The following is a 26,371-nucleotide window of genomic DNA, read 5'->3' as shown; positions in this document are numbered from 1 at the left end:
CGCCACGCCCGGGGTCCGGCCGGTCGGTGACCAACCGCGCGGTCGCTCGTTCTGTTGAACGTGTCGTCCCAGGAAGCGCAGACCCGACCTGCCCCCACCCGCGTGGACATCGAGCGGGTCGAGGCAACGATCATCGAGCACTACCCGCGGCTGGTGCGGATCGCCTATCTCGTGCTGCCGCCCTCGCTCGGCCGTAACCGACGGGTACGCACCGCACACGCCCTCACCCAGCGGGCCCTTCCCCGAAGGGGCCGGGCGAGCTCGACCGGCCCCTCCCTCGTGCCTGCGCCGCGCGCTGCCGAATTCGCCGCCGACCACGACTACGCGTACGTGCGGAGCCGGGTGCTCACCGCAGCCCTGGAGGCCGCGGTCCCGCTGCGCACCACCCTGCGGCGGCGCGGGCGCCCTCGACGTTCCCAGCTGCCCCCGCTGCTGCCCCGGTTCTGGGGACTTCAACTGCTCCCGCGGTCCGCGGGCGCCGCCGAGCTCGCCCTGAACCAGCGGCTCGCCGCAGTCTCCGGGCCGGCCCGGGCCGCCTGTGCGCTGCGCGCCCTGGAGGGGCTCGATGAGGAGGCGATCCGCCGGGCCCTCAGCGAAGCCGGGGTGTCCGATCCTCATGCGGCGCTCTCCGAAGCCGCGCTGGTCGAGCCGGGTGGTCAGGGCAGCGGACAGACACCGCGATCGGGCGGGCCCGGCCAGGACGCGGCCATTCCCCTGCTGGCCTCCCCCGGGTTCGATCCCTGCCTGCTCCAGGCCCGACCCACCGACCTGCTGCGACGGCGGCGGTACACCCGGGCAGGCCTCGCCGCCACCGCCGCGCTCCTCGTGGCCGGTTCGTTGTTCACCCTGGCCGGGGACGAGGGCTGGGGGGCCGACGGGGCCGCCGCACCCCCGTACGCCACCAACGCCGCCGTCGAGCTCGCCCTGGACCCGACCAAGCTGAGCCGGGTGAAGCCGACTGCCTGGCAGGACGCCTCGCGCAGCGACTTCTCCGTCTGGCCCGCCCGCGGCGACCGCACCGACGATCGCGCGCTGTTGCGGCGGGCCCTCGCGGTGTGGGCCCGGCCCGGCTCCGGCGTGCAGGTCTCCGCGACCCCCGGCACCCCGCCCGGACCGCCGATGGGTCCGCCCCAGTTGCTCTTCGCCGGCGAGGTGGACCAGGCCGTGGTGGTCCTGCTCTACGACGGCCTGCGCGTGGTGCGCTACGCGGAACCCGCCCAGGGACGGGGCGCCGCCGTGCTGGACTTCGCCCGGGCCGACGGTGACCGGCGGGCGGGTGCCGTGGTGGTCACTCGTATCGACGGCAACGTGCGGTACCTGACTGCGCCCTGGGTCCGCACGGCGGCGGTACGCGATCTGCTCCGCCCCGCCCAGGAGCCTACGCCGCTGCGCTTGGGCGAGGACGGGGTCACCGCGCCGCTGCGCAGCCCCGCACAGGACGCCTCTTGCGGGACGTGGAACGCGTTGGCGCTGCGGGACGCGGACGCGACCCGGTTGACGACGGACCTGGGAGAGATCCTGCCGGCCGGGCTGACCTCCGGGGCACCCGGCGCCACCGAGGAAATCGCAGGCGCCGAGGACCTGAGCCACTGGGCACGCACGGCCTGCCTGTTGCCAGCGATGCGCTCACAGGGCGTTCGGGCTGTCAACTCCTGGCAGTTCGCCGAGCAGGAGCTACCGCAGGACAATGGCAGGGCTGACTGGCTGTGCACCCGCGCCCAGACCTGGCGGGGCACCGGGGAACAGGTGTTCGTCCAGTTCCAGGCGCCGACGGCGAAGGCCGGCGAACCGGGCGCGCTTGCGGCGCGGAGCCAGGACACCCCCGCTTGCGGCGCGCGCAAACCGCAGGTGCTGGCGGGGGTGTTGTGGAAGTCGCGCGGCGGCGACTGGTTCGTCCTGGCCGCCGGGAGCAAGCAGTTCACCTCCCTCGCCGTCTCCGGCGGGGTCTCCGGCGTGAGCTCCGGCCGGCTGCTGACGTTGCCCTCCAAGCAGGGGGCGCAGGTGGAGTTGGAGGGCCGGCTGACGGACGGGAGCACGGTGGGCGTGCTGCGGTGAAGGGCGGCACCGGCTGCTCCCGCCCCACAACTGCCTGATGGGAACGCCGTGCACGGGGCTGTTGCCGATGCGTACTCCTCAGTACATTGACACCATGTCTAATACGCAGCCTGCACGACCGGTACCGGTGGCGTCCGAACACATACCGCTGGCGGCCCGCAAGGTCGCCTTCGACTGGGACCAGACGCCGCTGCACTGGCTCCCCGGTGAGCCCTTCGCCACCCACACCATGAACGTGCTGCACCTGCTGCTACCCGCCGGAGAGCGGTGGTTCGTCCACGTGTACAAGCAGGTGCTGCCGCGGATCACCGACGAGCAACTGCGCGAGGACGTCATCGGGTTCATCGGTCAGGAGGCCATGCACTCCCAGGCCCACGACGAGGTGCTCCCGCACCTGCGGCGGCAGGGCCTGGACCCGACCCCGTACACGGCGCAAGTCGACTGGCTCTTCGAGAAGCTCCTCGGGGACCGTACGCTGCCACCGGGCCGGGCCGGCGAGTGGTGGCTCAAGGAACGGGTCGCGATGATCGCGGCGATCGAGCACTACACCGCCTTCCTCGGCGACTGGGTGCTCAACGCGACCGAACTCGACCGGCGTGGCGCGGACCCGGTCATGCTGGACCTGTTGCGCTGGCACGGCGCCGAGGAGGTCGAACACCGCTCGGTGGCCTTCGAGCTCTTCACGCACCTGGACGGAAACTACCGACGTCGGGTGCGCACCTGGGCGACGGCCTTCTCCGCGCTGGTCTTCCTGTGGCAGCGCGGCACCCGCTTCTTCATGGAGAACGATCCCACGCTGGTGGACGGCCGGGCCTCGCTGCGGGACCTACAACGGGCCGGCCGGCGCGGCGTACTGCCCTCCCCCCGTGCCATGGCCGCCTCGATCCCCCGCTACCTGAGCCGGACCTACCACCCCTCCCAGGAGGGCTCCACCGCGCAGGCGATGGCCTACCTGGCCAGCTCTCCCGGCGCGAACGGAGGTGCCCGAACGTGACCTCCTCCGCCTTGCGGGCCGCCCTGGTGGCCGGCGGCGCACTGGCCGCCCGACGGGCCCTGCGCAGCCGTATCCAACGCTCCCCACTGTGGCCACTGCCGGCTCTGGCGACTCCCGTCTCGGGATACTCCCCGCGCCGCGTGCTGCGCGCACGGCTCACGGCACGCACCGAGATCGCCGAGGACGTGGTGGAACTACGCTTCACCTCGGCCGAGTTGCCCTCCTGGGAGCCCGGAGCCCACGTGGATCTGATCCTTCCCTCGGGGCTGGTCCGCCAGTACTCGCTGTGCGGGGATCCGGCGGCGGCGGGCAGCTACACGATTGCACCCCGACTGGTCCACGGTGGTCGCGGTGGCTCCCGGGAGGCACACCAAGCGCTCCAGGTGGGCGCCACCGTCTCCCTGCGGGTCCCGCGCAACCGCTTCCCGATACGGCCCGCACGCTCGCACCTCTTCATCGCCGGAGGGATCGGCATCACCCCGGTCCTTCCGATGGTCCGACAGTTGGCGGCTGAGGGCGCCGACTGGCGGCTGCTCTACTGTGGCCGCAGCCGGGACTCCATGCCCTTCCTCGCGGAGCTCGCCGCACACGGCGACCGGGTGGAGGTCCATGCGGGCCAGGAGCAGGGCCGTCGCCTGGATCTGCGCCGACTGTGGGAACTACCGAAGGGGACCGAGGTCTACTGCTGCGGTCCGACAGCTCTGATGGCGGCCGTCGCCGACGCGCTACCCGAGGGAACGCCTCTGCACCTGGAGCGTTTCGCGCCGACCGTGCCGGCGGGTCCGGCCAAACCGTTCACCCTCGAACTGGCCCGCACCGGAAGGACGCTCACCGTACCGGCGAACTCCTCCACGCTGGCCGCGGTGCGCTCGGCCCTGCCTGGTACGCCGTACTCCTGCGAGCAGGGCTTCTGCGGAACCTGTCAGACGAAGGTGGTGCGCGGTGGGGTCGACCACCGGGACGAACTCCTCACGGAGACGGAACGGGAGGACTCGATGCTGATCTGCGTCTCCCGAGCCCGTGGAGAGCGGCTCACGCTGGACCTCTGAACGGTCGTGCCACCGCCCCGGTGAATCCGGAGGGCACCCGTCGGTAGGGTGATTGGTATGACAACCGGTGTGCGGCGCAGGATGGGTGTCGAGGAACGACGGCAGCAGTTGATCGGCGTCGCCCTCGAACTGTTCAGTCATCGGTCACCCGATGACGTGTCGATCGACGAGATCGCGGCAGCCGCCGGGATCTCGCGCCCGCTCGTCTACCACTACTTCCCCGGCAAGCTCAGCCTCTACGAGGCGGCCCTGCGCAGGGCGGCCGACGAGTTGGCGCAGCGGTTCGTGGAACCCCGAGAAGGCCCTCTCGGGGCACGTCTGTTGCGGGTGATGGAACGCTTCTTCGCATTCGTCGACGACCACGGTCCGGGCTTCTCAGCACTGATGCGCGGCGGCCCGGCCGTCGGATCGAGCCGGGCCAACGCAATGATCGACGAAGTTCGCCAGGCCGCTTACGAACAGATCATCAAGCACCTTGAAGTGGCCGATCCGCCAGCACGGCTGGAGTTGGTGGTGCGCTCCTGGGTGTCACTGGCCGAGTCGACCGCACTGATCTGGCTGGACGGGCGGAAGATCCCGCGCGCCGAGCTGGAGTTGCAGTTGGTTCACGATTTCGCCGCACTGGTCGCGGTGAGCGCCGCCTACGACGTGGAGATGGCGCAGATCATGACCAGGATCGTCGCGGCGGAGCCGGCCGACGGCCCCCTGGGGGATCTGGTGACCCGTCTGGTCACCTTGGTGCCTCCGGCAGCGACGCCCCGTTGAGAATGTCCGGATGATCTTTGAGCTAGCCACCGAACAGGACGCCAGGACACTCGTGGCGCTGCACGACGGAGCCGCCCGCTGGATGGCCAGGCGAGGTATCTCCCAGTGGAAGCCCGGTGAGAGGGACACCGAGCACTTCACCGCCCGGATGCGCGAGGGCGAGGTGTGGATCGCCCGCGACCAGCGCGGCCGGGCCCTGGGCGGATACGAGTTGTGGTGGTCCGACGAGCAGGCCTGGGGCGTCCAACCGCCGGTCGCCGGCTACGTGCACCGCCTGATGACCGACCACGCGATCGCGCCCGCCGGGGCCGGCCGGGGACTCCTGGCCCATGCCGAGCGCAGGATCCGCGGGACCGGCCGCGAGCGGACGCGACTGGACTGCCTGTCCACCAGCCCCCGGCTCCTCGCGTACTACCAGGACGCGGGATACCGGGTGGCCGGTGAGTTCCCCTCCAAGGTGGGGAAGGACGGACGGGTGTACGGGGTGGTGCTTCTGGAGCGGAGCCTGTCGGCCTGAGACTCAGCCTCGTTTGAAGACCGAGACCGTGCGGGCGGGTGTGGTGAATGTTGCGGTGGTCCGGTCGTAGGAGGAGCCCTTCACCACCCGGTCCGTGCCGGCGGACTGCACGGGGTGCAACCGGTACGGGTGGCCGGCCAGGGCCGGCACCTGCTGGCGCTGGGCCGCTGGTGTGGCGTTGAAGACCACCACCAGTTCTCCGAGGGCCATCGTGATCACACCCGGTGTCTCGTGGGTCCCCGACAACGGGAAGGACAGCGCGGACTGCACCTGCCCGGTGGTCGCGAGCGAGAACGCCGGCTCGGTGGTGCGGATCCTCAGCAGGGAACGGTACGCATCCGCAGCGGCGGACATGTCGGCGCAGGAGACCGACAGGGCCGCATTGCTCAGCAGCGGTTTGGCGTAGTCCCACTTGGACCGGTTGTCCGCAGCCGGTGGTAGACCACGGCCGAAGCCATTCGTCGTCCCCGGGGCACAGCTCCAGTGGATGGCGTTGAACCAGTCCCCGCTGTCGTAGGAGTTGCGGTCCAAGGACTTGGACCGCAACAGGTCGGTGCCCGCTTGCGAGAGCGCCGGTCCCTGGGAGAGGGCCGCCACCGCCATGGCCAGGGTCTGCATCCGCGCACGGTCGGCGGGCGGGGTGTCGGCCGGCAGTTTGAAGGCGAGGGCGTCGAAGAGGGTCTCGTTGTCATGGGCGTCCACATAGGCGAGCGCATCGCCGGGCGCGGCGGCGTAGCCCGCCGGGGCACCGTTGTAGTCGACCTCGGAACCCTTGACCGTACGGCCGCTGGAGTCGGTGAAGGAGTACCCGGCGAGGTTTCCGGACAGACCGACCTTGATCAGGTCCTGGGCGTGCAGGAGGCGGGCCCGCTGCTCCTCGGGAGTGCCACCGGTGGTGGACCCGTTGGGATCGGTGAACAGGCCGGAGGCGAAGCCCTGGACGCCGGGGTCGGCATCGAAGGGGCCACCACCGCGGACCGCGTCCCGGGCCCGATCGGAGAAGGTCGCGATGCCCGTACCGGCCATGTTCTTCTGGGTGGCTTGCACGAAGCGGGCGTCGTCGGCGACCTCCCCGAAGTTCCAGCCCTCGCCGTACAGAACGATCTTCTTGCCATCCACCCCGTCCTCGGCCAGGGTCAAGGCGTCGAGGGCCTTGCGGACCGCGAGGATGTTCTCCTTCGGGTGGTGTCCCATCAGATCGAAGCGGAAGCCGTCCACCTTGTACTGCTTGGCCCAGGTCACGATGGAATCCACGACGAGCCGTCCCATCATGGCGTTCTCCGGGGCGGTGTTGGCGCAGCAGGTGGAGGTGGCCACGCTGCCGTCCGCCAGCAGACGCTGGTAGTAGCCGGGGACGATGCGGTCGAGTACCGACTTGGGTGACTGACCGGCGGCGACGGTGTGGTTGTAGACCACGTCCATGACGGTACGTAGTCCCGCGCCGTTGAGGGACTGGACCATTCTGCGGAACTCCACCGTACGGGCGGTGCCCTCCGGGTCACTGGCGTAGGAGCCCTCGGGAACGGTGTAGTGCAGGGGGTCGTAGCCCCAGTTGTAGCCGTCGGTGGCGGCGGCCCGCTGCACGCACTCCTGCTGGGCTTCGGAGTCGGCGGGCAGGGCCGGCAGGTCGCAGTCGGGTTCGCTGCGGTCGGCGGCCCGCTCGGGGATGGTGCCGATGTCGAAGACGGGCAGCAGGTGGACGTAGGAAGCGCCGGCCCTTGCCAGCTCGTGCAGGTGCTTCATGCCGGCCGACCCGCTGTCGGTGAAGGCCAGGTACTGGCCGGGGTGGCGGGAGGTGGGGTCGGCGACGGAGAAGTCACGCACGTGGAGTTCTTGGATCTGGGCCTGTCGCAGGGGTACGGCCGCCGGTTTGCGCAGCGAGGTCCAGCCCTTCGGGGCGAGTTCGGGGTCGGTGAGGTCGACCACCAGGCTGCGTTGCGAGTCGGCGGTCAGGGCCGTGGAGTACGGGTCGGTGACCCGGTTGGTGACGAGCTGCCCGACGGTGCCGGCGTCCGGCGCCCACACCTTGACCACGTAGCGGTACGGCTTGCCGTGCCAGGAACGGCCGCCGCGCGCCGACCACACGCCGGTGCGTTCGTCCCGGCGCATGGCGAGGGTGCGCCCGCCGAGTTCGAGGGATACCTGCTGGGCGGTGGGCGCCCACAAGGACAACGTGACCCGGCCCCCACGTCCGAAGACGGGTCCCAGCGGTACCTCGTTGGCGTACAGGTCGTCCAACACTCCGGCGAGCTGCACACCGGTGGCTGCCAGTACGGCGCCGTTCGCCGCCCGGGCGCTGGCGACCAGTTGGCCGCGCAACGCGGCGCGGACGCGGTCACGGTCGCGTGGATCGACGTGGAAGGCGGTGGAGTCCGCAAGGTGCGGGAAGGCGCTGCGCTGCGCCGCGGTCAGCGTGGACTTCGACAGGCGAAGCCAGTTCGCCTCGCCGGTGAGCCGCCCGTCCCCCGTCGTGATCGCCCCCGAACGGGAGGCGAGCAGTTGGACGGAGGCGGCGGTTTCGGGTGCGTTCCACACCAGGGTGTCACGGTCGATCCAGATCGCGTGCGCCCGGCTCAGATCGAGGGCGGCGGCGTCCCCCGCGGCCTGCGGCAACAAGTACGGCTGCTGGCCGGCTAGCAACCACGCCTCGTACCCGTCCGATCTGAGGTCCAGCGACTGGTCGGCGGGCAGGTCCTTCTCGTCCCCCTTGTGCAGGATGTAACTGAGGCTGGTGGCACCGGGGGCGAGCGGCACCTCGTACACCGCCCCGTACGAGTCCGTTCGGGAGGGCATCAGCGGCCGGGACCAGTCGGTGGGTTCGGCGGCTCCGGTCCAGGTGTGCAGGCCCCAGCCGTCGAGGTCGCCGGCAGCGCGACGGTAGTGGAGAACCACCTTGGAGGTGTCCTGCGGCGGGTAGTCGGGGCGTTGCGCGTGGGGGGCCTCTCGGCCCTGGTCCAGCCAGATCTCTCCGGTTCGGGTCACGTCGATGGTGCGGTCGACCGGGACGTCCTTGTTGCCGTCCTTGTCGATGACCAGGTACCCGACCGAAGACGCGCCCGGCCGCAGCCGCACGTAGGCGAAGGCTCCGTAGGCGTCCCGGCCGGTGAATCCGTGTCCGGCGGGCCACGGGGTGCCCTCACCCTCGGCGATGTCGCCCCAGGCGTAGAGCCGCCAGTCACGGTAGTCGCCGTCCGGGCGACGGTAGTGGACCACGGCGTAGTCGCGTTGGGAGGCCGTCGGCGGCGCTTCCACGGGGAGTTGGCCGGACACCGAGGTGGCGAGGGCACTGGCGGTACGGCCGGCCCTGTCCACGGCGACGGCCTTGTAGCGCAAGGTGGTGCCGGCCGGGGCGGTGAGGTGCTGGGTGACCCGGTACGGGGCGTGGTCGGCGGAGCCGAGCACCCGCCACCGTTCGTTGCCGACCTGGGCGGCGAACACGACCCGGCTCGGTGCACCCGCGGTGATCTGGGCGTTCACTTCGACGGTGCCGGCGGCGCCAGCAGCGGGCGCGGTGAGGGTCAGAGCTGGTGACGTGGCGGGAGCGGCCAGGGGGCGTTCGGCGCGCAGCACGATCGAGCCGAAGGCGGGCACGGTCGCCCGGACGCCGTGCTTGTCGGCCCGGACCGCCTCAGCTGTTCCGTACAGGGCGTCGAAGCGGGTGCCGGCGGCACTGTCCACGGGCACCTCGACGGTTCGCGCCTCGCCGGCGTTGTTCACTGCGACCAGGTATTCGGTGGCGGTGGTGGCTCCGTGCGTGGTGCGGCGGGCGTCGGTGCGTGTGAAGGCGTAGACGGAGTCCTTAGCCAGGCGTTCGCTCTGGACGCCGTCCCGTAGCGCGGGGTGTTCCCTGGTGAGCCGGGACAGATCGGCGATCTGCCGGTAGAGGGGGTGTTCCTCGTCGTAGGCGTCCTGGGCGTGGGTGCGCGCGGTACCGAGTTGGTCGTCGTCCAGGTAGTCGGGGGTGGTGGAGGCGAAGAGGGACTGGCGGGCGTCCTTGTCCCCGCCGGCCCCGGTGAAGCCCTGCTCATCGCCGTAGTAGATGACCGGGTTGCCGCGGGAGAGGAACATCAGCTCGTTGGCCAGCCGGTAACGATCCAGGAGTTCCTTCTCGTCCTTGCCCGGGTTGTCCTGTGTCAGGAAGGCGCCAAAACGGCCCATGTCGTGGTTGCCGAGGAAGGTCACCTGCTCGTAGGCGTTTGCCTTGTCGGTGGTGTACCGGTAGTCCTGCGCGAAGACCTCGGCGAGCCGGCCGGCGGTGGCGCCCTGGGAGGCGTAGGCCCGAATCGCCTCCTGGAGCGGGAAGTCCAAGGTGGCGTCGAGCCGTCCGCGGGTGACGTAGGGCGCGGTGACGGCCGGGTCCGCGGAGTAGACCTCGCCGAACATGAAGAAGTCCTTGCGGCCGTGTCGGGCCGCGTACCGGTCCAGGGCGGTGGCCCATTGGGTCCAGAACTCGGTGTTGACGTGTTTGACGGTGTCGATACGGAAGCCGTCGATACGGAAGTCGTGGACCCACTTCTGGTAGATCTTCGCCATGCCGTCGACGACTTCGGGGCGTTCGGTCCACAGGTCGTCCAGGCCGAAGAAGTCCCCGTTCTCGGAGGACTCTCCTGCGAAGGTGGAGTTGCCCCGGTTGTGGTACATCTCCGGGTCGTTCAGCCAGGCCGGGACCTTGAGGTTCTTCTTGGCGGCCGGTACCACCGGGGTGAGCGGGAAGGAGTCCCCGTCGGTCGGGGGGAACTTGGCGCTGCCGTCGGCGTAGTCGGAGTCCTCGAAGGGGACTCCGTCCTTGGTCAGGTAGGGGAAGGCGCCCTCGGAGAGGTAGTCGGCGGACTGCTCCACCGAGTCGATCACGTCAGCGGTGTGGTTGGTGATGACGTCGAAGAAGACCTTCATCCCCTTGGCATGGGCCTTGTCGATCAGCCGGCTCAGGTCCGCGTTGGTGCCGAAGTGCGGGTCAACGCGGGTGAAGTCGGTGATCCAGTAGCCGTGGTAGCCGGCGGAGGCCTGGTCGCCTTCGCCCTGGACGGGCTGGTTCTTGAAGATCGGGGCGAGCCAGATGGCCGTGGTGCCCAGGCCCTTGATGTAGTCCAGCCGGTCGGCGAGGCCCTTCAGATCACCGCCCTGGTAGAAGCCCTTGTCCGCCGGGTCGAAGCCGTTCTGGAGCCGGCCGCCGGGGAGGTGGCCCCGGTCGTTGCGCCGGTCGCCGTTGGCGAAGCGGTCGGGGAGCACGAAGTAGAACTGCTCACGGGTCAGGTCATGGCGGGCCGGCTGGGCCGCGAGCTTGGCGTCCGAGGGGGCGCGCGGTGGCGCGGCGGCCCCCGCTGGAAGGGCGGGCGCCAAGGTCGCGCACAGCGCGGCGGCTACGGTGCCCGCGACGGCGCGCAGGCGTGGGCGTATCACGGCAGGTTCTCCTTGCCAGGAAACGGGAGGAAGAAGGGAAGGGCCGCCCGGCGTTGGCGGGTTCTGGTGTCGCCGGGCGGCCCTGGGGGCTGTCCCGTCATGCCGGGGGAGCAGTGCGCCGGAAGTCAGGCGTGGTGCATCGCTCTCCTGCGGGGCGTGTTCGGGTGGTCCGACGACGCGGCGAGGTTCCGTGGCTGTCGTCGTTGCCGCCGGGACTAAGGAGGGAGCCTCGGTGCGAGGGTCTGCTGGAGCGGTGGTCAGTTGCGCCAGGTGTCGTTCAGCGTGATGGTGCCACTCGCCGGGACGGTGGCGCTGCGGTTGGCGCCGCTCTCCCAGGTGACGTTCCCGGCCGCGTCCTTGCGGATGTACTTGTAGGCGAAGGTGGTGCCGGCGGGCAGGGTGACGTCGAGCTTCCACACCGGGTAGGAGGCCGGGTCGAGCTTCAGGGCGCCCAGAGGGCTCCAGTTGCCGAGGGCGGACTGGTCGCCCGTGACGTAGATGTTCTGGCCGAAGACAGTGGTGGCGTTGACGGCGAAGGAGGCGCCGGCCACCGCCGGGTTCCCGTCGCCGCAACTGCGCGCGCCGAGGTGCAGGGCGAGTGCGGTGTGGGCAGCGAGCGACGCGGAGAACCTGCCGTCGGAGCCGACGGTCAGGGTGCGCCCTGACTGGACGTCGCAGTAGTCGCCGGCGGGCAGCGCGGTCTGGAAGGTGCGGGTGAGCGTGGAGTCCTCGTGGTTGATGGCCAGGTACGCCTTGTTGCCGCGGCCGAAGGCGATCTGGTCGGCCCCGTTGTCCCACCAGTTGGTGACGGCTTGACCGTGGGCGGTGTTGCGGAAGGCCACCATGGAGGAGATCTCCCGCCAGGCGTGCTGGCACTTCCAGCCGTCGGTGTAACAGGCGTTGACGGTGCCGCCGTTGGGCGGCCCGGCGTCCTTGTCGCTCCACTCGTAGCCGGAGTGGACGTCGGGTGAACCGTAGGGCCAGGCCAGCATGAACACGCTGGCGAGGGTGTAGCTGGCGCCGTCCTTGTAGTTCAGGGTGTCGCCGACGCGCTCGGTGTCGTGGTTGTCGACGAACACGGCGGACCGGTCTGCGGCCAGGTAGCCCCAGGCTTCGCCGAAGTCCTTCAGGTAGGCGAGGTTCTCGTTGTCGAAGACCCGCTTGAGGTCGCGGGCGTAACGGAACTCCTGCACATCACCGGTGCCGAGGTACTCGCTGGGAGAGACGGCCTCACCCGCGCCGAAGATCGCTTCCTGCTTCCAGTAGGCCGAGGGGTTGCTCAGCTTGGACTTGATGGCGGCGAGATCGGCGGCGGGCATGTGCTTGGCGGCGTCGATGCGGAAACCGTCGACGCCGAGGGAGAGCAGGTCGTTGAGGTAGCCGGCGATCCGACCGCGGACGTAGTCCTCGCCGGTGTCGAGGTCGGCGAGCTGGACGAGTTCGCAGTTCTGGACGTTCGCGCGGTCCCGGTAGTTGGTGATGGTCGCCCGGCAGTCGTCCATGTCCTGCCCCTGGTAGATACCGGGGTAGTTGTACTTGGTGTAGGCGGAGCCGCCGGTGCCGGTACCGTCGCCGGCGGCCATGTGGTTGATGACGGAGTCGGCGACGACCTTGACGCCCGCCGTGTGGCAGGTATCGATCATGTTCTTGAAGGCGGTGCGGTCTCCCAGGCGGCCGGCGATCCTATAACTGACCGGCTGGTACGAGGTCCACCACTGGGAGCCCTGGATGTGCTCCTGCGGGGGCGAGACCTGGACGTAGCCGTAGCCGGCCGGGCCGAGGGTGTCGGTGCAGGCCTGGGCAACCGAGGCGAAGGTCCACTCGAAGAGGACGGCGGTGACGTCCTTCTCGCCGGGCGCCGAGGCTTGGGCGGGTGCGGTCGGCAGTGCGGCCAGGGCGGTCAGGGCGAGGGGGGCAGCGGCGGCGGTGGCGAGGGCTCTGGTCAGCCGTCGGGGCATGGTTCCTCCTGGCGAAGAGGCGGAGTACGGAGGGTGCGGGTGCGGGGGTGCGGACCTCGTACGGCAACGCGCCATGCCCAAAAGGCCGTCGGTGTGTTGGTGGGCGGGGGCCCACCGAGGAACTGACTTGCAGCGATACGTGAAAGTTCTTGCGGTCGCGACCGTAGGTGGCCCGGAGAGCGGGGTCAACCCCTCCGGACACATCTTCGACACAGCACGGTAATCCTGCTGTTTCTTGCCGGAAAACTCTTTCGCAAGAGATTGCAATGGTGTTACCTTCGGCCAGCCCCGGACCGGCCGGCCGAAGGACCCGCCAGGGGCCTACGCGCCCGGACGGCCGGACCGGGGCACCTGAGCCGTGGACGCCCGCACCACCAACTCCGGTTGGAAGACGAACTCGGTGCGTTGCACCGGGTTCCCCCCGACGGCCTCCAGCAAAGCGCCGACCGCCGCGGTCGCCATCGCGCGCACCGGCTGGCGGACCGTCGTCAACGGCGGATCAGTGAAGGCGATCAGCGGCGAATCGTCGAAACCGACCACGGAGACGTCCCCGGGCACCTCCAGTCCCCGCTGACGCACCGCTCGAATCGCTCCCAGAGCCATCGGGTCACTGGCGCACACGATGCCCGTCACGCCCTCGTCCAGCAGGGCCAATGCCGCCGCCTGACCGCCCTCGACGGTGAACAGCGTGCGCTGGATCAGCCGTTCTGCCTCCCCCTGGGGCAGACCCAGGTACTCGTGCAGCGCCGCTGTGAACCCCTCCGCCTTGCGGCGCGAGGGAACATAGCGGGTCGGCCCGATCGCCAGACCGATGCGCTCGTGCCCCAGCTCGACCAGGTGCCGGACCGCGATCGACGCGGCCACCCGGTCGTCGGGGGAGACGAAGGGCGCACTGATCGATTCGTTGAAGCCGTTGATCAACACGAACGGCACTCCGCGGGCGGCCAGCCGGTTGTAGCGGGACGGATCGGAGGCCAGATCCGCGTGCAGCCCGGACAGGAAGACGATCCCGGTGACCCCGCGCGCCTCCAACTGCTCGACCAGCTCGTCCTCAGTGGCCCCGCCCGGAGTCTGCGTGCAGAGCACCGGGGTGTAGCCGTGCCCCGCCAGCGCCTGCTCGATGACCTGTGCGAAGGCCGGGAAGATGGGGTTGACCAACTCCGGGATGACCAGGCCCACCAGTCCCGCGCTACGGCGACGCAAGCGCACCGGCCGCTCGTACCCGAGGATGTCGAGCGCAGCGAGCACCTTGTGGCGGGTCGCGGTGGCCACACCCACCTTGCCGTTCAGGACCCGGGAGACCGTCGCCTCGCTGACCTCGGCCTGCGCGGCGATGTCCGCGAGCCGCGGGGCGCCCGGATCGGCGCCCCGCGGCAGGGGGATCGTCACACCGCCCACCACAGGGTGCTGTCGGCCGGGAGTTCCACGGCGCCGCCCTGGACCACCACGTGCGCACTGGCCAGCAACAGGGTGCCGGGAGCCTCGATGCGGACCGGAGCGCCGGTGGTGTTCACCGTGCAGACGAAGCCTTCGCCTGCCGCGGCGCGCCGGAAGGCCAGCACTCCCTCGGGGGCGGCCAGCCACTCGACGTCCTCGCCCGCACCGAGCGCCGGGTGGGCACGGCGCACACCGAGCGCGCCGCGGTACAACTCCAACATGGAAGCAGGGTCGCCGCTCTGGGCCTCGACGCTCAGGGCGCCCCAACCCTGCGGTTGTGGAAGCCAACTGGGGCCGCCCTCCTCGGGTCCGAACCCGTACGGGGCCTTCGTCCCGGACCAGGGCAGCGGGACCCGGCAGCCGTCACGCAGCCCGTCCTGGCCGTTCTCCTTGAAGAAGGACGGGTCCTGGCGGACCTCGTCGGGCAGGTCGGTGACCTCGGGCAGCCCGAGTTCCTCCCCCTGGTAGACGTACGCCGACCCGGGCAGGGCCAGCATCAGCAGGGCCGCGGCCCGGGCCCGCCGCTGCCCGCGCTGCGGGTCGCCCTCGGCGAAGCGGGTGGCATGCCGGACCACGTCGTGGTTGGAGAGCACCCAGGTGGTGGGTGCGCCGACCGGGCGCATCGCGTCGAGGGACTCGTCGATGGCGCCGCGCAGCGCAGCGGCGTCCCAGTCGGTGGTCAGGTAGTGGAAGTTGAATGCCTGGTGCAGCTCGTCGGGGCGCAGGTAGAGCGCGGTCCGCTCGGCACTGGGCGTCCACGCCTCGGCCACCCCGATGCGGTCCCCGGCGTACTCGTCGAGGACCTTGCGCCAGGAGCGGTAGATCTCGTGGACGCCGTCCTGGTCGAAAAAGGGCAGCACCTGGTTGCCGAGCAGCTTCAGCTGCTCATCGCGGCCGAGGTCGGGCAGGCCGGGCGCCTTGACCAGGCCGTGCGCGACGTCGATGCGGAAGCCGTCGGTGCCCAGATCCAGCCAGAACCGCAGGATGGAGCGGAACTCATCCTGTACGGCGGGGTGTTCCCAGTTGAAGTCGGGCTGCTCGGGGGCGAACAGGTGGAGGTACCACTCACCCGGGGTTCCGTCGGGGTTCTCGGTGCGGGTCCAGGCGGGACCGCCGAAGATGGACTCCCAGTCGTTCGGCGGCTCGGTGCCCGCCGGGCCCCGCCCCGGTCGGAAGTGGAAGCGCTCGCGCAGTGGGCTTCCGGGCCCTTCACGCAGCGCCTGCTTGAACCATTCGTGCTGGTCGGAGCAGTGGTTGGGCACCAGGTCGACGATGATGCGCAGACCCAGCTCATGGGCTTCGCGGATGACGGCGTCGGCATCGTGCAGGGTTCCGAACATCGGATCGATGGCACGGTAGTCGGCGACGTCGTAGCCGGCGTCGGCCTGCGGGGAGGCGTAGAAGGGGCTGACCCAGACGGCGTCGACTCCGAGGTCCCTCAGATAGGGCAGTCGACTGCGCACTCCTTCGAGGTCGCCCATGCCGTCGCCGTTGCTGTCGGCGAAGCTGCGCGGATAGACCTGGTAGATCACCGCTTCGCGCCACCAGCCTCTGGAGGTGCTCGTGCCGGTGGTCGCAGCGGCGGGGGCGGCAAGATGCTGGGTCATGACTTCCCTGAAGGTCTGGGGTGGGGCGGCGCCGGCCTCGGTCGAAGGCCGGCGCCGCGCTTCGAATGCCTGCGCGCGGGGCGCCGGGCGGGCTCAGCCCTTGGTGGCGCCGGCGGTCATGCCGGCGACCAGGTGCCGTTGGACGAGGACGAACACCAACGCGGCGGGCACGGCGATGAGGACGGAAGCCGCGCTCATCGGCCCCCACTGGGCGCCGTACTGGTTGACGAACTTCTGCAGTCCGCCGGCGAGGGTGAGGTTCTCGTCGCCGACCATGAAGGCAGAGGCATAGGCGACCTCGCCCCAGGCCGTGATGAAGGAGTAGAAGGCGGTGACGGCGATGCCCGGCTTGGCCAGCGGCAGGATCAACCGCCAGAAGGTGCCGAACGGGCTGAGACCGTCCACCCGTCCCGACTCGTCGATCTCCGCCGGGATGGCGTCGAAGAAGCCCTTCATCATCCAGGCGCAGAAGGGCACCGCGATGGTGAGGTATGTGACGACCAGGCCAGCGGGCTGGTTGAGCAGTCCCAGCCTCGACATCAGTGTGTAGATCGGCACGATCAGGACGGCGACCGGGAACATCTGGGTGATCAGCAGGGTCCACATCAACGGCTTCATGCCGGGGAAACGGAAGCGGCTGACGGCGTAACCGGTGGTGGCCGCGATCAGCACCCCGATGAGGGTGGTCAGGCCTGCGATGAGCAGCGAGTTCCAGAACCAGGTCAGGAACGGGGTGTCGGAGAGCAGCTTGGTGTAGTTCTCAAGCGTGGTCTCCTTGAAGAAGTCGGTGGTCGTGGCGTGCTTGGCCGGCTTCAGCGAGGTCAACAGGACCCACAGCACGGGGAAGACCGCGATCACGGACGCCACGACCAAGGTGGCGTGCAGACCGAAGGAGGCCAGCGGGGAGCGGCGACCGCGTACCGGTCCCGTCGGGGCGGCGGGTGCGGTCACGGACTTGGCGGTGGAGGTCGCTGTGGTCACCAGACTTCTCCCTGCTTGCGAAGGACGCGCCGGTAGACCGCGGCGAAGACCATCAGGAGGACCAGGATCAGCACGCCCCAGGTGGACGACTGGGCGAAGTCGCGGGGGCTGATCTCGAAGGAGAACTTGTAGGCCTGCGTGACCAGGATCTGGGTGGCCTCGCCGGGTCCGCCGCGGGTCAGCAGGAAGATCACCGGGAACATGTTGAACGTCCAGATGGTACTGAGCAGGATCACGGTGGAGCTGACCGAGCGCAGGCCGGGCAGGGTGATGTGCCTGAAGCGCTGCCAGGCGTTCGCACCGTCCATCTCGGCGGCCTCGTAGAGCTCCGCCGAAATGGACTGCAACCCGCCGAGCAGGGCGACCATCATGAAGGGCACGCCCAGCCAGACGTTGACGGCGATGACGGAGAACTTCGCCATCATCGGGTCGTTGAGCCACGGCACCGCGTCGATGCCACCGCCGGCCAGGACCTTGTTGAGCAGTCCGTTGTCCTCGTTGTAGAGGAAGCGCCAGGCGAAGACCGAGACGAAACCGGGCACCGCCCACGGCAGGATCAGCAGCATCCGGTAGACGGAACGGCCGATCATCTGCCGGTTGAGGATGTTCGCCAGGGTCAGGCCGAGGCCGAAGGTGACCGACACGCAGGCGGCGGTCCAGATGAGCGTCCAACCGAGGGTGGACACGAACTGTCCGCCGGTGAGCGCCTCGACGTAGTTGTCCAGGCCCACGAACTCGTAGCTCGCGGGCAGCTCGTTGACTCCGATGCTGCGGGCGACGTTGCGTTCGTTGGCGTTGGTGAGCGACAGGAAGACGCCGCGGACCAACGGGTATCCGATGATCACGCCGATGACGATCACCACGGGGGCGACCATGGCCCAGGCGTACCAGTGGGTCGCCAGGCCGCGCCGGAATCGGCCGGGAGGTGCGCCAGTACCGCGGCGCCGGCCGCGGGCGTCGGGAGTGGTCCCGTCGCCCGCGGCCTTCGCCACCGACTGGCTGGTGTGGACTGCCATCAGCCGGTCAGCCTTCCTCTTACTTCCAGTCCTTCAGGAGCTTGCGGTACGCCTCGCCCGTGGACTTGGCTCCCTGCTCGGGGCTGGCCTGGCCGGTCAGCACCTTGGTGTACTCGGTGACCAGCGGCGCGAACAGGCTTCCGGTCTCGGGGATCCAGGGCCGCTCGACGGCCTTGTCGACGACCGGCTTGAAGAAGGAGACGATCTCGTTCTGGGCCACGGCCGGCTGGGTGTAGACCGAGTTGCGGGTGGGCAGCAGGCTGAGCTGCTCGGTGACCTTCGCCTGGGTGGCGGCCGAGGACATGTACTCGACGAACGCGTAGGAGGCGTCGAGGTTCTTGGAGCCGGCGTAGACGGCCAGGTTGTGGCCGCCCTGCGGGGCGCCCTGGTAGGCGGAGCCGGCCGGGACGGGGGCGATGCCCAGGTTCGCCTTGTCGGCGAACTCCTTGCCGGCGTAGGTGTCGGCGATGGCCCACGGGCCGTTGATCATCATCGCGACCTTGCCGTCCTTGAAGGCCGACTGCATGTTGTTCCAGCCGTCGGTGGCGTCGGTCTTGGCGGCACCGGAGGTGACCAGGTCCTTGACCACGCCGAAGGCCTTGACGCCGGCGGCGTTGTCGATGGTGACCGTCTTGTTGCTGGCGTCGACCAGGTTGCCGCCCTCGCCGTAGAGGAAGGACAGGAACCAGTAGGCGTCGTCACCGCGCAGGTAGAGGGCGGTCTTGCCGGTCTTGCCCTTGATCGTCTTGGCGACGTTCTTCAGCTCGTCGACCGACTTGGGTACCTCGACACCGGCCTCCTTGAAGATCTTCTTGTTGTAGAAGATGCCCATGGAGTCAATGACCTGCGGAACGGCATAGGTCTTGCCGTTGTACTGGGTGGAGGCGGCGGCCTGGGCGAGGAAGTCCTTCTCGTCCTTGAGGGCGGCGGTGCCGTCCAACGGAGCGAGGTAGCCGAGGTCGGCGAACTCGGGGGTCCAGGCCACCTCGGAGCGGATCACGTCCGGGGCGCCGGCTCCGGCCTGGGCCGCGTTCTTGAACTTGTTCTGAGCCTCACCGAAGGGCACGTTCACGTACTTGACGGTGACCTTGGGGTGCAGCGTCTTGAAGTCCTCGGCCAGCTTCTTGAAGACGATGTCCTCGCTGCCGACGGTGGAGGTGTCCCACCAGGTGACCGTGCCGGAGAGCTCGCCGGAGGCCTTCTTGCCCTCCGAGCCGGTGTCCTCGGTGTCGCCGCCGCAAGCCGTCGCCGCGAGCGCCAGGGCCGCGACCAGCGCGGTGGCCGCTATGCCACGCCGCATGTGAACTCCTTCAATGATCCCGAGAGTGGCAGCGGCGGGGAGGAGCCTGCTGCCGACCGCGCCCTCGCGGTGCCGGGTTGCCAGGAACGTAACAGGGATGCAAATGAGCCGAAAGAGCTTGCGGCAATTTTCTGCAAGGACGGGTGATCGTTACATCCGCGTGTCCCTAAGGTTGCTACCGAGTCGCTTGACACCAGAGCGAAACGACTGCAAAAGCCTGCAAGACCTTTCACAAAGTGGCTGGGATCAGTACCTCCGCACCGTGCACCGCAACCAACGGCGGCAATCCCGCGTTGACCGGGTATGACGCACGAGCTGACCGCCGCCCGCCCCGCTGATCCCACCGGCCGAGCCGCGGGTTGGTGGCGCGACGCAGTCATCTACCAGGTGTACGTCCGCTCCTTCGCCGACGGCGACGGCGACGGCATCGGGGACCTGCGCGGTGTCCGCGAACGCCTGCCCCACCTCGCCCGCCTCGGGGTGGACGCGGTGTGGCTGACTCCCTTCTATCTGTCCCCCCAGGCCGACGGAGGCTACGACGTAGCCGACTACCGGGCCGTCGACCCCCTCTTTGGCGACCTCCAGGACGCCGACGACCTGGTGCGCACCGCACACACCCTGGGCCTGCGGGTGATCGTGGACCTGGTCCCCAACCACACCTCCGACCGGCACCGCTGGTTCCTGGCCGCCCTCACCGACCGGCCGGGCGGTCCCGAGCGGGCCCGCTACCACTTCCGTCCCGGCCGCGGCCGGGACCGATCCGAGCCCCCCAACGACTGGGAGTCCGTCTTCGGCGGCCCCGCCTGGAGCCGCGTACGCGAACCCGACGGCACCCCCGGCGAGTGGTACCTCCACCTGTTCGCTCCCGAACAGCCGGACCTCAACTGGGAACACCCAGAGGTCCAAGCCGAGTTCGACTCCGTGCTGCGCTTCTGGCTGGACCTCGGAGTGGACGGGTTCCGCATCGATGTGGCCCATGGCATGGTCAAGGCACCCGGCCTGCCCGATATCGGCCACCGCGAGCAGGTCCAACTCATCGGCAGCCAGGTGCTCCCCTTCTTCGACCAGGAGGGCGTCCACGAGATCCACCGCGGCTGGCGCCGGCTCCTGGACTCCTACGAAGGAGAGCGGATCGGCGTCGCCGAGGCCTGGACCCCGGACTCCGAGCGGCTGGCCCGTTACGTCCGCCCCGACGAACTCCACCAGGCCTTCAACTTCCGCTTCCTGAACTGCCCGTGGGACGCGCCCTCGATGCGTACCGTCATCGACGAATCACTGAACGCCACCTCCGCCGTGGGCGCACCCACCACCTGGGTGCTCTCCAACCACGACGTGGTCCGGCATGCCACCCGCTTCGCCGAGGGCGACCCGCAGCGCGGGCAGCGGCGGGCCCGGGCCGCGGCCCTGCTGATGCTGGCCCTGCCCGGGTCGGCGTACGTCTACCAGGGGGAGGAACTCGGGCTGCCCGAGGTCACCGACCTGCCCGACGAGGTCCGCCAGGACCCGTCCTTCTTCAAGGAGAACGGCCAGGACGGGCTGCGTGACGGCTGCCGGGTCCCGCTGCCCTGGTCCGGGCAGGAGCCCCCGTACGGCTTCGGTCCGGGTGGGAGCTGGCTACCGCAGCCCTCCCCCTGGCGGCAGCTGAGCGTCGAGGCCCAGACCGCAGACCCGCACTCCACCCTGGAGCTCTACCGGGCCGCTCTGGAACTGCGTCGGGAGTTGCCCGGCCTCGGCGACGGCCCGATGAGCTGGCTCCCGTCCCCCGAGGGAGTCCTCGCCTTCGCCCGCGAAGGCCTCGTCTGCACCCTCAACACCCTCCCCCACCCAGCCGAGGTGCCCGCCCCCGGCCGTCCCGTGCTCTCCTCGTCCCCCTGCCCGGAGGTCGGGCGGACTGCCCTGATTCCCGCTGATTCCTGTACCTGGTGGGCAACCTGACGTGCGCCAGGTACAGTCCCATCCCATGACCGCACGGCTCGCCGACATCGCAGCCCAAGCGGGGGTCAGCGAAGCCACCGTCAGCCGTGTACTCAACGGCAAGCCCGGCGTGGCCACGGCCACCCGCGAATCCGTGCTCGCCGCACTCGACGTGCTGGGCTACGAGCGGCCGGTCCGGCTGCGCCAGCGCAGCGCCGGTCTGGTGGGCTTGATAACCCCCGAACTGGACAACCCGATCTTCCCCGCCCTCGCCCAGGTCATCGGCCAGGCACTGACGCGCCAGGGATACACCCCTGTGCTGGCCACCCAGACCCCGGGCGGCTCCACGGAGGACGAACTGACCGAGATGCTGGTGGAGCGCGGCGTCTCGGGGATCATCTTCGTCTCCGGGCTGCACGCCGACACCACGGCCGACATGACCCGCTACGACCAGCTGCGCGGCCAGGGCGTCCCCTTCGTCCTCATCAACGGCTTCTCCCCCAAGGTGCAGGCGGCCTTCGTCTCCCCAGACGACCGCGCTGCCATGGTGCTGGCCGTGACCCACCTGGTGGCCCTCGGCCACACTCGGATCGGCCTGGCCGTCGGCCCCAAGCGCTTCGTGCCGGTGGTACGTAAGATCGAGGGCTTCCAGCAGGGCATGCGCGAACGCCTCGGCCTGAGCGCCGCGGAGTCGGCGGCGCTGATCCAGCACTCCCTCTACTCCCTGGAGGGGGGACAGGCAGCCGCCGGCGCCCTCATCGGACGCGGCTGCACCGCGGTGGTCTGCGCCAGCGACATGATGGCGCTGGGCGCGATCCGGGCCGCCCGGCAACAACAGCTCCGGGTCCCGCAGGACGTCTCGGTGGTCGGCTTCGACGACTCCCCGCTCATAGCGTTCACGGATCCGCCGTTGACCACGATCCGCCAGCCCGTGCAGGCCATGGGGCAGGCGGCGGTGCGCACTCTGCTGGAGGAGATCGGCGGTACGCCGGCTCCGCCCAGTGAGTTCGTCTTCCTGCCGGAACTCGTCGTGCGGGGCTCCACAGCCGCCGGCCCGGACCGGTCGCAGGGCCGCCCACAAGCCCCTTAACTACTGCCCTCACACATCATCCCCACGTAGTCCTCCACCGGGTTGATGTGATGCACATAAGACCGTACTGAGGGATGATCGGGTGGAGGCACGCATCTGGCAGACTCTCTCCCTATGGGTGAACCGAGCGTGAAGACACTGGAAAGCCAGACGGCTGCCTCGTCACCCATCAACGACGAGGCTGCGTCCGCAGCTGCCCCCCGCACCGTGCTGCACCGGATGCGCTCGCCCCGGCGCCCGCGCATCTGGTTCGAGATCGTTCTGATCGCGGTGAGCTACTGGACGTACTCGCTCATCCGCAACGCGGTGCCCGAGCAGAAGGCTCAGGCGCTGCGCAACGCCGACTGGATCTGGGGGGCCGAGCGCGCCCTCGGCATCGCCGTCGAGCAGAGCGTCAACCACGCCGTGAACTCGGTGACATGGCTGATCGTCGGGATGAACTACTACTACGCCACCCTGCACTTCATCATCACCATCGCCGTGCTGGTGTGGATGTACCGCTGGCATCCGGGCCGCTACGCGGCGACCCGGCTGGTCCTGTTCGCCACCACCGGTGTGGCGCTGGTCGGCTACTACCTGTATCCGCTCGCCCCGCCCCGGCTGATGAACGGCATGGACTTCGTCGACACCGTGCTGGTGCACCACACCTGGGGCTCCATGGCCTCCGGCAACTTCAAGAACATGTCCAACCAGTACGCCGCCATGCCCTCGATGCACATCGGCTGGTCCCTGTGGTGCGGACTGACGATCTTCGCCGTCGCACGCGCGCCCTGGGCCCGCATCCTCGGGCTGCTCTACCCGGCGGCCACCCTGGTGGTCATCGTGGCCACCGCCAACCACTTCTGGCTGGACGCCGTAGGCGGCATGCTCTGCCTCGCCTTCGGTTACGCCCTCTCCCGCGCCTGGTACGGCTCGCTGCCGCACCACCTGCCGCAGCACGTGGAGCCGATCACGCCACGACCCGCCATGGCGACAGCACTGCTGAACCGGATCAGAGCCCGGGCCTGAGCCCCCACCGGGCCGCCCCGACCCGGGGTGGGGGCTCAGGCGCCGTAGAAGCGCTCCTCCACCACCGAACGCGCCCGGCGAGTGATCCTGCGGTAGTCGTCGAGCATCTCGCCGATCCGTCCCTCTCCGTACCCCAGGTACCGCCCGACGGCCCCCAGCTCCCGGCCGTCCGAAGGAAAGGTGTCCCCGGCCCGCCCCCGCACCAGCATCACCGCGTTGCGCACCCGGGTCGCCAGCACCCAGGCGTCGTCCAGGATCTGCGCGTCCTCCGTGGGCAGCAGCCCCGCCGCATGCGCCGCGTGCAGCGCCCGACGCGTCCGTGTGGTGCGCAGCCCCGGCTCTGCCCAACCGTGTTGCATCTGGAGCAGCTGCACCGTCCACTCCACGTCGCTCAGCCCACCTCGACCCAACTTGGTGTGCAAGGTCGGGTCGGCGCCGCGCGGCAGCCGCTCCGACTCCATGCGGGCCTTCAACCGGCGGATCTCCCGCACCGCTTCCTCCCCCAAACCCTCCATGGGGTAACGCAGCGGATCGATGAGCTCGATGAACCGCTCCCCCAGATCCGCGTCCCCGGCCACCGGCGTGGCGCGCAACAGGGCCTGGCTCTCCCACACCAACGACCAACGCCGGTAGTAGGCGGCATAGCTCGCCAGAGTCCGGGCGAGCGGCCCGCTGCGACCCTCCGGCCGCAGATCGGCGTCGATCTCCAGCGGCGGGTCGGCGGTCGGCAGCTGGAGCAGCCTTCGCATCTCGGAAATGACCCGCTGCGCCGCCCGGGCCGCTTCCTGCTCCCCCACCCCCTCCCGGGGCTCATGCACGAACAGCACGTCCGCGTCCGAGCCGTAACCCAGCTCGTGCCCGCCGAACCGGCCCATCCCGATCACCGCGAACCGTGTCGGCAGTGTCTCCCCCCACTGCTCACGCACCGCGGCCCGCAGTGCACCGGCGAGGGTGGCCGCGGTCAGATCGGAGACCGCACCGCCCACCCGGTCCACCAGCATGCCCTGATCGCCCTCTACGGGATGCTCCTCCGTACCGTAGGAGCCGATGATGTCGGCCGCGGCCGTCCGGAACAGCTCCCGGCGCCGCACCCCGCGCACCGCGGCCACAGCCGACTCGGCGCCTTCGGCACGGTTGACGGCCGCCATCACCTCCTGCTCCAGGTGCTCGCGCCCCCGCTCGTTGAGCCCACCCGGGTCACCGAGCAGCGCCACCGCCTCAGGGGCCCGCATCAGTAGGTCAGGGGCGAGACGACCGGCCGACAGCACCCGCGCCAGGTTCTCCGCGGCGGCACCCTCGTCCCGCAGCAACCGCAGGTACCAGGGGGTCTTGCCCAGCGCATCGGAAACCTTGCGGAAGCCCAACAGACCGGCATCCGGATCGGCGGAGTCCGCGAACCAGCCCAGCAACACCGGCAGCAGCGTGCGCTGGATCGCCGCCTTGCGGGTCACCCCCGAGGCCAAGGCCTCCAGGTGGCGCAGCGCCGCGGCCGGATCGGCGTAGCCCAGCGCCTCCATGCGCTGGCCGGCCGCCTTCGGCGAGAGCCGGATCTCGCCGGGCGCCAGCTGCGCCACGGCGTCGAGCAGCGGCCGGTAGAACAACTTCTCGTGCAGCCGGCGCACCACCGACGCATGCCGCTTCCAGGCCCGGTTGAGCTCCGCCACCGGATCGGTACGCAGCCCCATCGAGCGGCCGAGCCGCCGCAGATCCTCCTCCACCTCCGGGACGAGGTGCGTCCGGCGCAGGCGGTGTAGCTGGATGCGGTGCTCCATCGACCGTAGGAAACGGTAGGCGTCGCCCAACTGCGCCGCGTCCGCCCGACCCACATACCCGCCGGCGGCCAGTGCCTGCAGCGCGTCCAACGTGGTGCCCGAATGCAAGGTGGCATCACTGCGGCCGTGCACCAGCTGGAGCAGCTGAACGGCGAACTCCACGTCCCGCAGACCGCCCGGCCCCAGCTTCAGCTCACGATCCACCTGGGCGGCCGGGATGTTGTCGACCACCCGACGCCGCATCTTCTGCACGTCGGCGACGAAGTTCTCCCGCTCTGCGGCCTGCCACACCAACGGCGCCACGGCGGCCGTGTACTCCGCGCCGAGGTCCACGTCACCGGCCACCGCCCGGGCCTTGAGCAGCGCCTGGAACTCCCAGGTCTTCGCCCAACGCTGGTAGTAGGCCAGGTGCGAGGAGAGGGTGCGCACCAGCGGGCCGTTGCGGCCCTCGGGGCGCAGGTTGGCGTCCACCGGCCAGATGGCGCCCTCGATGGTCGTCTCCGAACAGATCCGCATCAGATGCGAGGCCAACCGGGTGGCTGCTTGCAGGGCCTTACCCTCGTCGCCGCCCCGGACCGGCTCCCCCACGAAGATCACGTCGACGTCGGAGACGTAGTTCAACTCGTGACCGCCGCACTTGCCCATCGCGATCACGGCGAGCCGGCAGTCCGCGGCGTCCTCGGGCGCCGCGGCCGAAGCGATCCGCAGCGCGGCGCGCAACGTGGCCGTGGCCAGATCCGCCAACTCGGCCGCGGCCTGCGCCACATCGGTGGTTCCACACACGTCGCGAGCGGCGATCGACAGCAGACAGCGGCGGTAGGCCACCCGCAGCCCGACCGGTTCTCTGGCTGCGGCGAGCCCACGCTCGAACTCCGCCACACCTGGATGCAGATCAACGGCCTCGTAGGTGACCAGAGCGTGCCAGTCGCCCGGGTGGCGGGCCAGATGGTCTCCCAGCGCCTCGGAGGCGCCCAGCACTCCCAGCAGGCGGTCCCGCAACGGCTTCGACCCGAGGAGCGTGGACAGCAGCGTGGCCCGCTCGGCCTCGTCCTGGGCCTCGACCAGCCGCACCAGCCCCAACAGCGCCAGGTCCGGGTCCGCGGTGCCACCCAGCGCGTCCAGCAGCACCGGATCGTTGCGGACTTCCGCCAGTTCGGGGAGGTCCAGCAGCCGCGCGGCGGCGGAGGCGTCGGTGAACCCGTACCGCAGCAACCGGGTGAACGTACTGCTCCTGCGCCCGGGCCCCGTCATCTGGCCGCCTCCATCCCGACGCCCCGCTCGACGCCACGTCCGGCCCCCGAGCCTATCGACACCGCCGGGCAAGCGCCGCACGGGCCGAGAACGGGGGCGGGACCCGTTCGACTACCGCGTGCGCCGTGGTGCGCCACCACGGGCACCGAAGCCGCCACCGGTCCCTCGACCATCGGCTCCCTCACACTTCGGCTGAGGAGGAGCACCGACCTCTGGTTCGAGTCCGTGCCCGAGCGAGCCACCCGCATGAACCGCAC

Annotated in this window: 16 protein-coding genes; 8 read left to right on the top strand and 8 right to left on the bottom strand. The window is 70.0% G+C overall.

Annotated elements, in window-relative coordinates:
* Window positions 1-60 precede the first annotated feature (60 nt).
* The 5 genes from ACFYMC_RS01380 (at window position 61) to ACFYMC_RS01360 (ending at window position 5,380) form a co-directional block, all read left to right on the top strand.
* On the top strand, window positions 61-2,055 hold the full coding sequence (locus ACFYMC_RS01380) for a hypothetical protein (protein ID WP_388517076.1): 1,995 nt from the start codon (window positions 61-63) through the stop codon (window positions 2,053-2,055).
* A 94-nt stretch (window positions 2,056-2,149) separates the two neighbouring features.
* Window positions 2,150-3,049 (top strand): metal-dependent hydrolase, encoded by a 900-nt coding sequence (locus tag ACFYMC_RS01375; protein ID WP_388516988.1) that lies wholly within the window; start codon window positions 2,150-2,152, stop codon window positions 3,047-3,049.
* Entirely contained in the window at window positions 3,046-4,098 is a 1,053-nt protein-coding gene (locus ACFYMC_RS01370) for a PDR/VanB family oxidoreductase (protein ID WP_388516985.1), read from the top strand. The genes ACFYMC_RS01375 and ACFYMC_RS01370 overlap by 4 nt, the downstream gene beginning before the upstream one ends.
* Before the next feature lie 57 nt (window positions 4,099-4,155).
* Window positions 4,156-4,863 carry a TetR/AcrR family transcriptional regulator gene (locus ACFYMC_RS01365; RefSeq protein ID WP_388516982.1) on the top strand — a complete coding sequence of 236 codons (708 nt, stop codon included), beginning with the start codon at window positions 4,156-4,158 and terminating at the stop codon, window positions 4,861-4,863.
* A 10-nt stretch (window positions 4,864-4,873) separates the two neighbouring features.
* The gene (locus ACFYMC_RS01360; protein ID WP_388516980.1) at window positions 4,874-5,380 is read left to right on the top strand and encodes a GNAT family N-acetyltransferase; all 507 of its coding nucleotides are present in this window, start codon (window positions 4,874-4,876) and stop codon (window positions 5,378-5,380) included.
* A 3-nt stretch (window positions 5,381-5,383) separates the two neighbouring features.
* Here ACFYMC_RS01360 and pulA read toward each other — a convergent pair whose 3' ends face one another.
* The 7 genes from pulA to ACFYMC_RS01325 form a co-directional block, all read right to left on the bottom strand.
* The gene (gene pulA, locus ACFYMC_RS01355; RefSeq protein ID WP_388516977.1) at window positions 5,384-10,780 is read right to left on the bottom strand and encodes a pullulanase-type alpha-1,6-glucosidase; all 5,397 of its coding nucleotides are present in this window, start codon (window positions 10,778-10,780) and stop codon (window positions 5,384-5,386) included.
* A 257-nt stretch (window positions 10,781-11,037) separates the two neighbouring features.
* Window positions 11,038-12,738 (bottom strand): carbohydrate-binding module family 20 domain-containing protein, encoded by a 1,701-nt coding sequence (locus tag ACFYMC_RS01350; protein WP_388516974.1) that lies wholly within the window; start codon window positions 12,736-12,738, stop codon window positions 11,038-11,040.
* 321 nt (window positions 12,739-13,059) lie between these two features.
* On the bottom strand, window positions 13,060-14,136 hold the full coding sequence (locus ACFYMC_RS01345) for a LacI family DNA-binding transcriptional regulator (RefSeq protein WP_388516971.1): 1,077 nt from the start codon (window positions 14,134-14,136) through the stop codon (window positions 13,060-13,062).
* Window positions 14,124-15,782 (bottom strand): glycoside hydrolase family 13 protein, encoded by a 1,659-nt coding sequence (locus ACFYMC_RS01340; RefSeq protein WP_388516968.1) that lies wholly within the window; start codon window positions 15,780-15,782, stop codon window positions 14,124-14,126. The genes ACFYMC_RS01345 and ACFYMC_RS01340 overlap by 13 nt, the downstream gene beginning before the upstream one ends.
* Window positions 15,783-15,875: 93 nt before the next feature.
* Window positions 15,876-16,763, bottom strand: coding sequence for a sugar ABC transporter permease (locus tag ACFYMC_RS01335; RefSeq protein WP_388516965.1), 888 nt, complete (start codon window positions 16,761-16,763; stop codon window positions 15,876-15,878).
* Window positions 16,760-17,779, bottom strand: a complete 1,020-nt coding sequence (locus ACFYMC_RS01330; protein WP_388516962.1) for a carbohydrate ABC transporter permease — start codon at window positions 17,777-17,779, stop codon at window positions 16,760-16,762. Before ACFYMC_RS01330 ends, ACFYMC_RS01335 begins: the two co-directional genes overlap by 4 nt.
* 19 nt (window positions 17,780-17,798) lie before the next feature.
* Window positions 17,799-19,079: an extracellular solute-binding protein gene (locus ACFYMC_RS01325; protein WP_388516959.1), complete on the bottom strand. Its 1,281-nt coding sequence runs from the start codon at window positions 19,077-19,079 to the stop codon at window positions 17,799-17,801.
* A gap of 303 nt (window positions 19,080-19,382) precedes the next feature.
* Between ACFYMC_RS01325 and ACFYMC_RS01320 the strand changes: the two genes are divergently transcribed.
* The 3 genes from ACFYMC_RS01320 (at window position 19,383) to ACFYMC_RS01310 (ending at window position 23,091) form a co-directional block, all read left to right on the top strand.
* Window positions 19,383-21,014: an alpha-amylase family glycosyl hydrolase gene (locus ACFYMC_RS01320; RefSeq protein WP_388516956.1), complete on the top strand. Its 1,632-nt coding sequence runs from the start codon at window positions 19,383-19,385 to the stop codon at window positions 21,012-21,014.
* 25 nt (window positions 21,015-21,039) lie between these two features.
* On the top strand, window positions 21,040-22,083 hold the full coding sequence (locus ACFYMC_RS01315) for a LacI family DNA-binding transcriptional regulator (protein ID WP_388516954.1): 1,044 nt from the start codon (window positions 21,040-21,042) through the stop codon (window positions 22,081-22,083).
* A gap of 114 nt (window positions 22,084-22,197) precedes the next feature.
* The gene (locus tag ACFYMC_RS01310) at window positions 22,198-23,091 is read left to right on the top strand and encodes a phosphatase PAP2 family protein (RefSeq protein ID WP_388516952.1); all 894 of its coding nucleotides are present in this window, start codon (window positions 22,198-22,200) and stop codon (window positions 23,089-23,091) included.
* Between the two features lie 35 nt (window positions 23,092-23,126).
* On the opposite strand, the gene ACFYMC_RS01305 is transcribed toward ACFYMC_RS01310, so the two are convergent.
* A complete protein-coding gene (locus ACFYMC_RS01305; protein ID WP_388516949.1) occupies window positions 23,127-26,114 on the bottom strand; it encodes a bifunctional [glutamine synthetase] adenylyltransferase/[glutamine synthetase]-adenylyl-L-tyrosine phosphorylase in 2,988 nt (995 codons plus the stop codon).
* Between the last annotated feature and the right edge of the window lie 257 nt (window positions 26,115-26,371).

Origin of the sequence: Streptomyces sp. NPDC006879 (assembly GCF_042869595.1) — a bacterium.
Taxonomy (GTDB): Bacteria; Actinomycetota; Actinomycetes; order Streptomycetales; family Streptomycetaceae; genus Streptomyces.
Note: the sequence above shows the minus strand (reverse complement) of the source record. Positions and strands in the feature narration are given on the sequence as shown.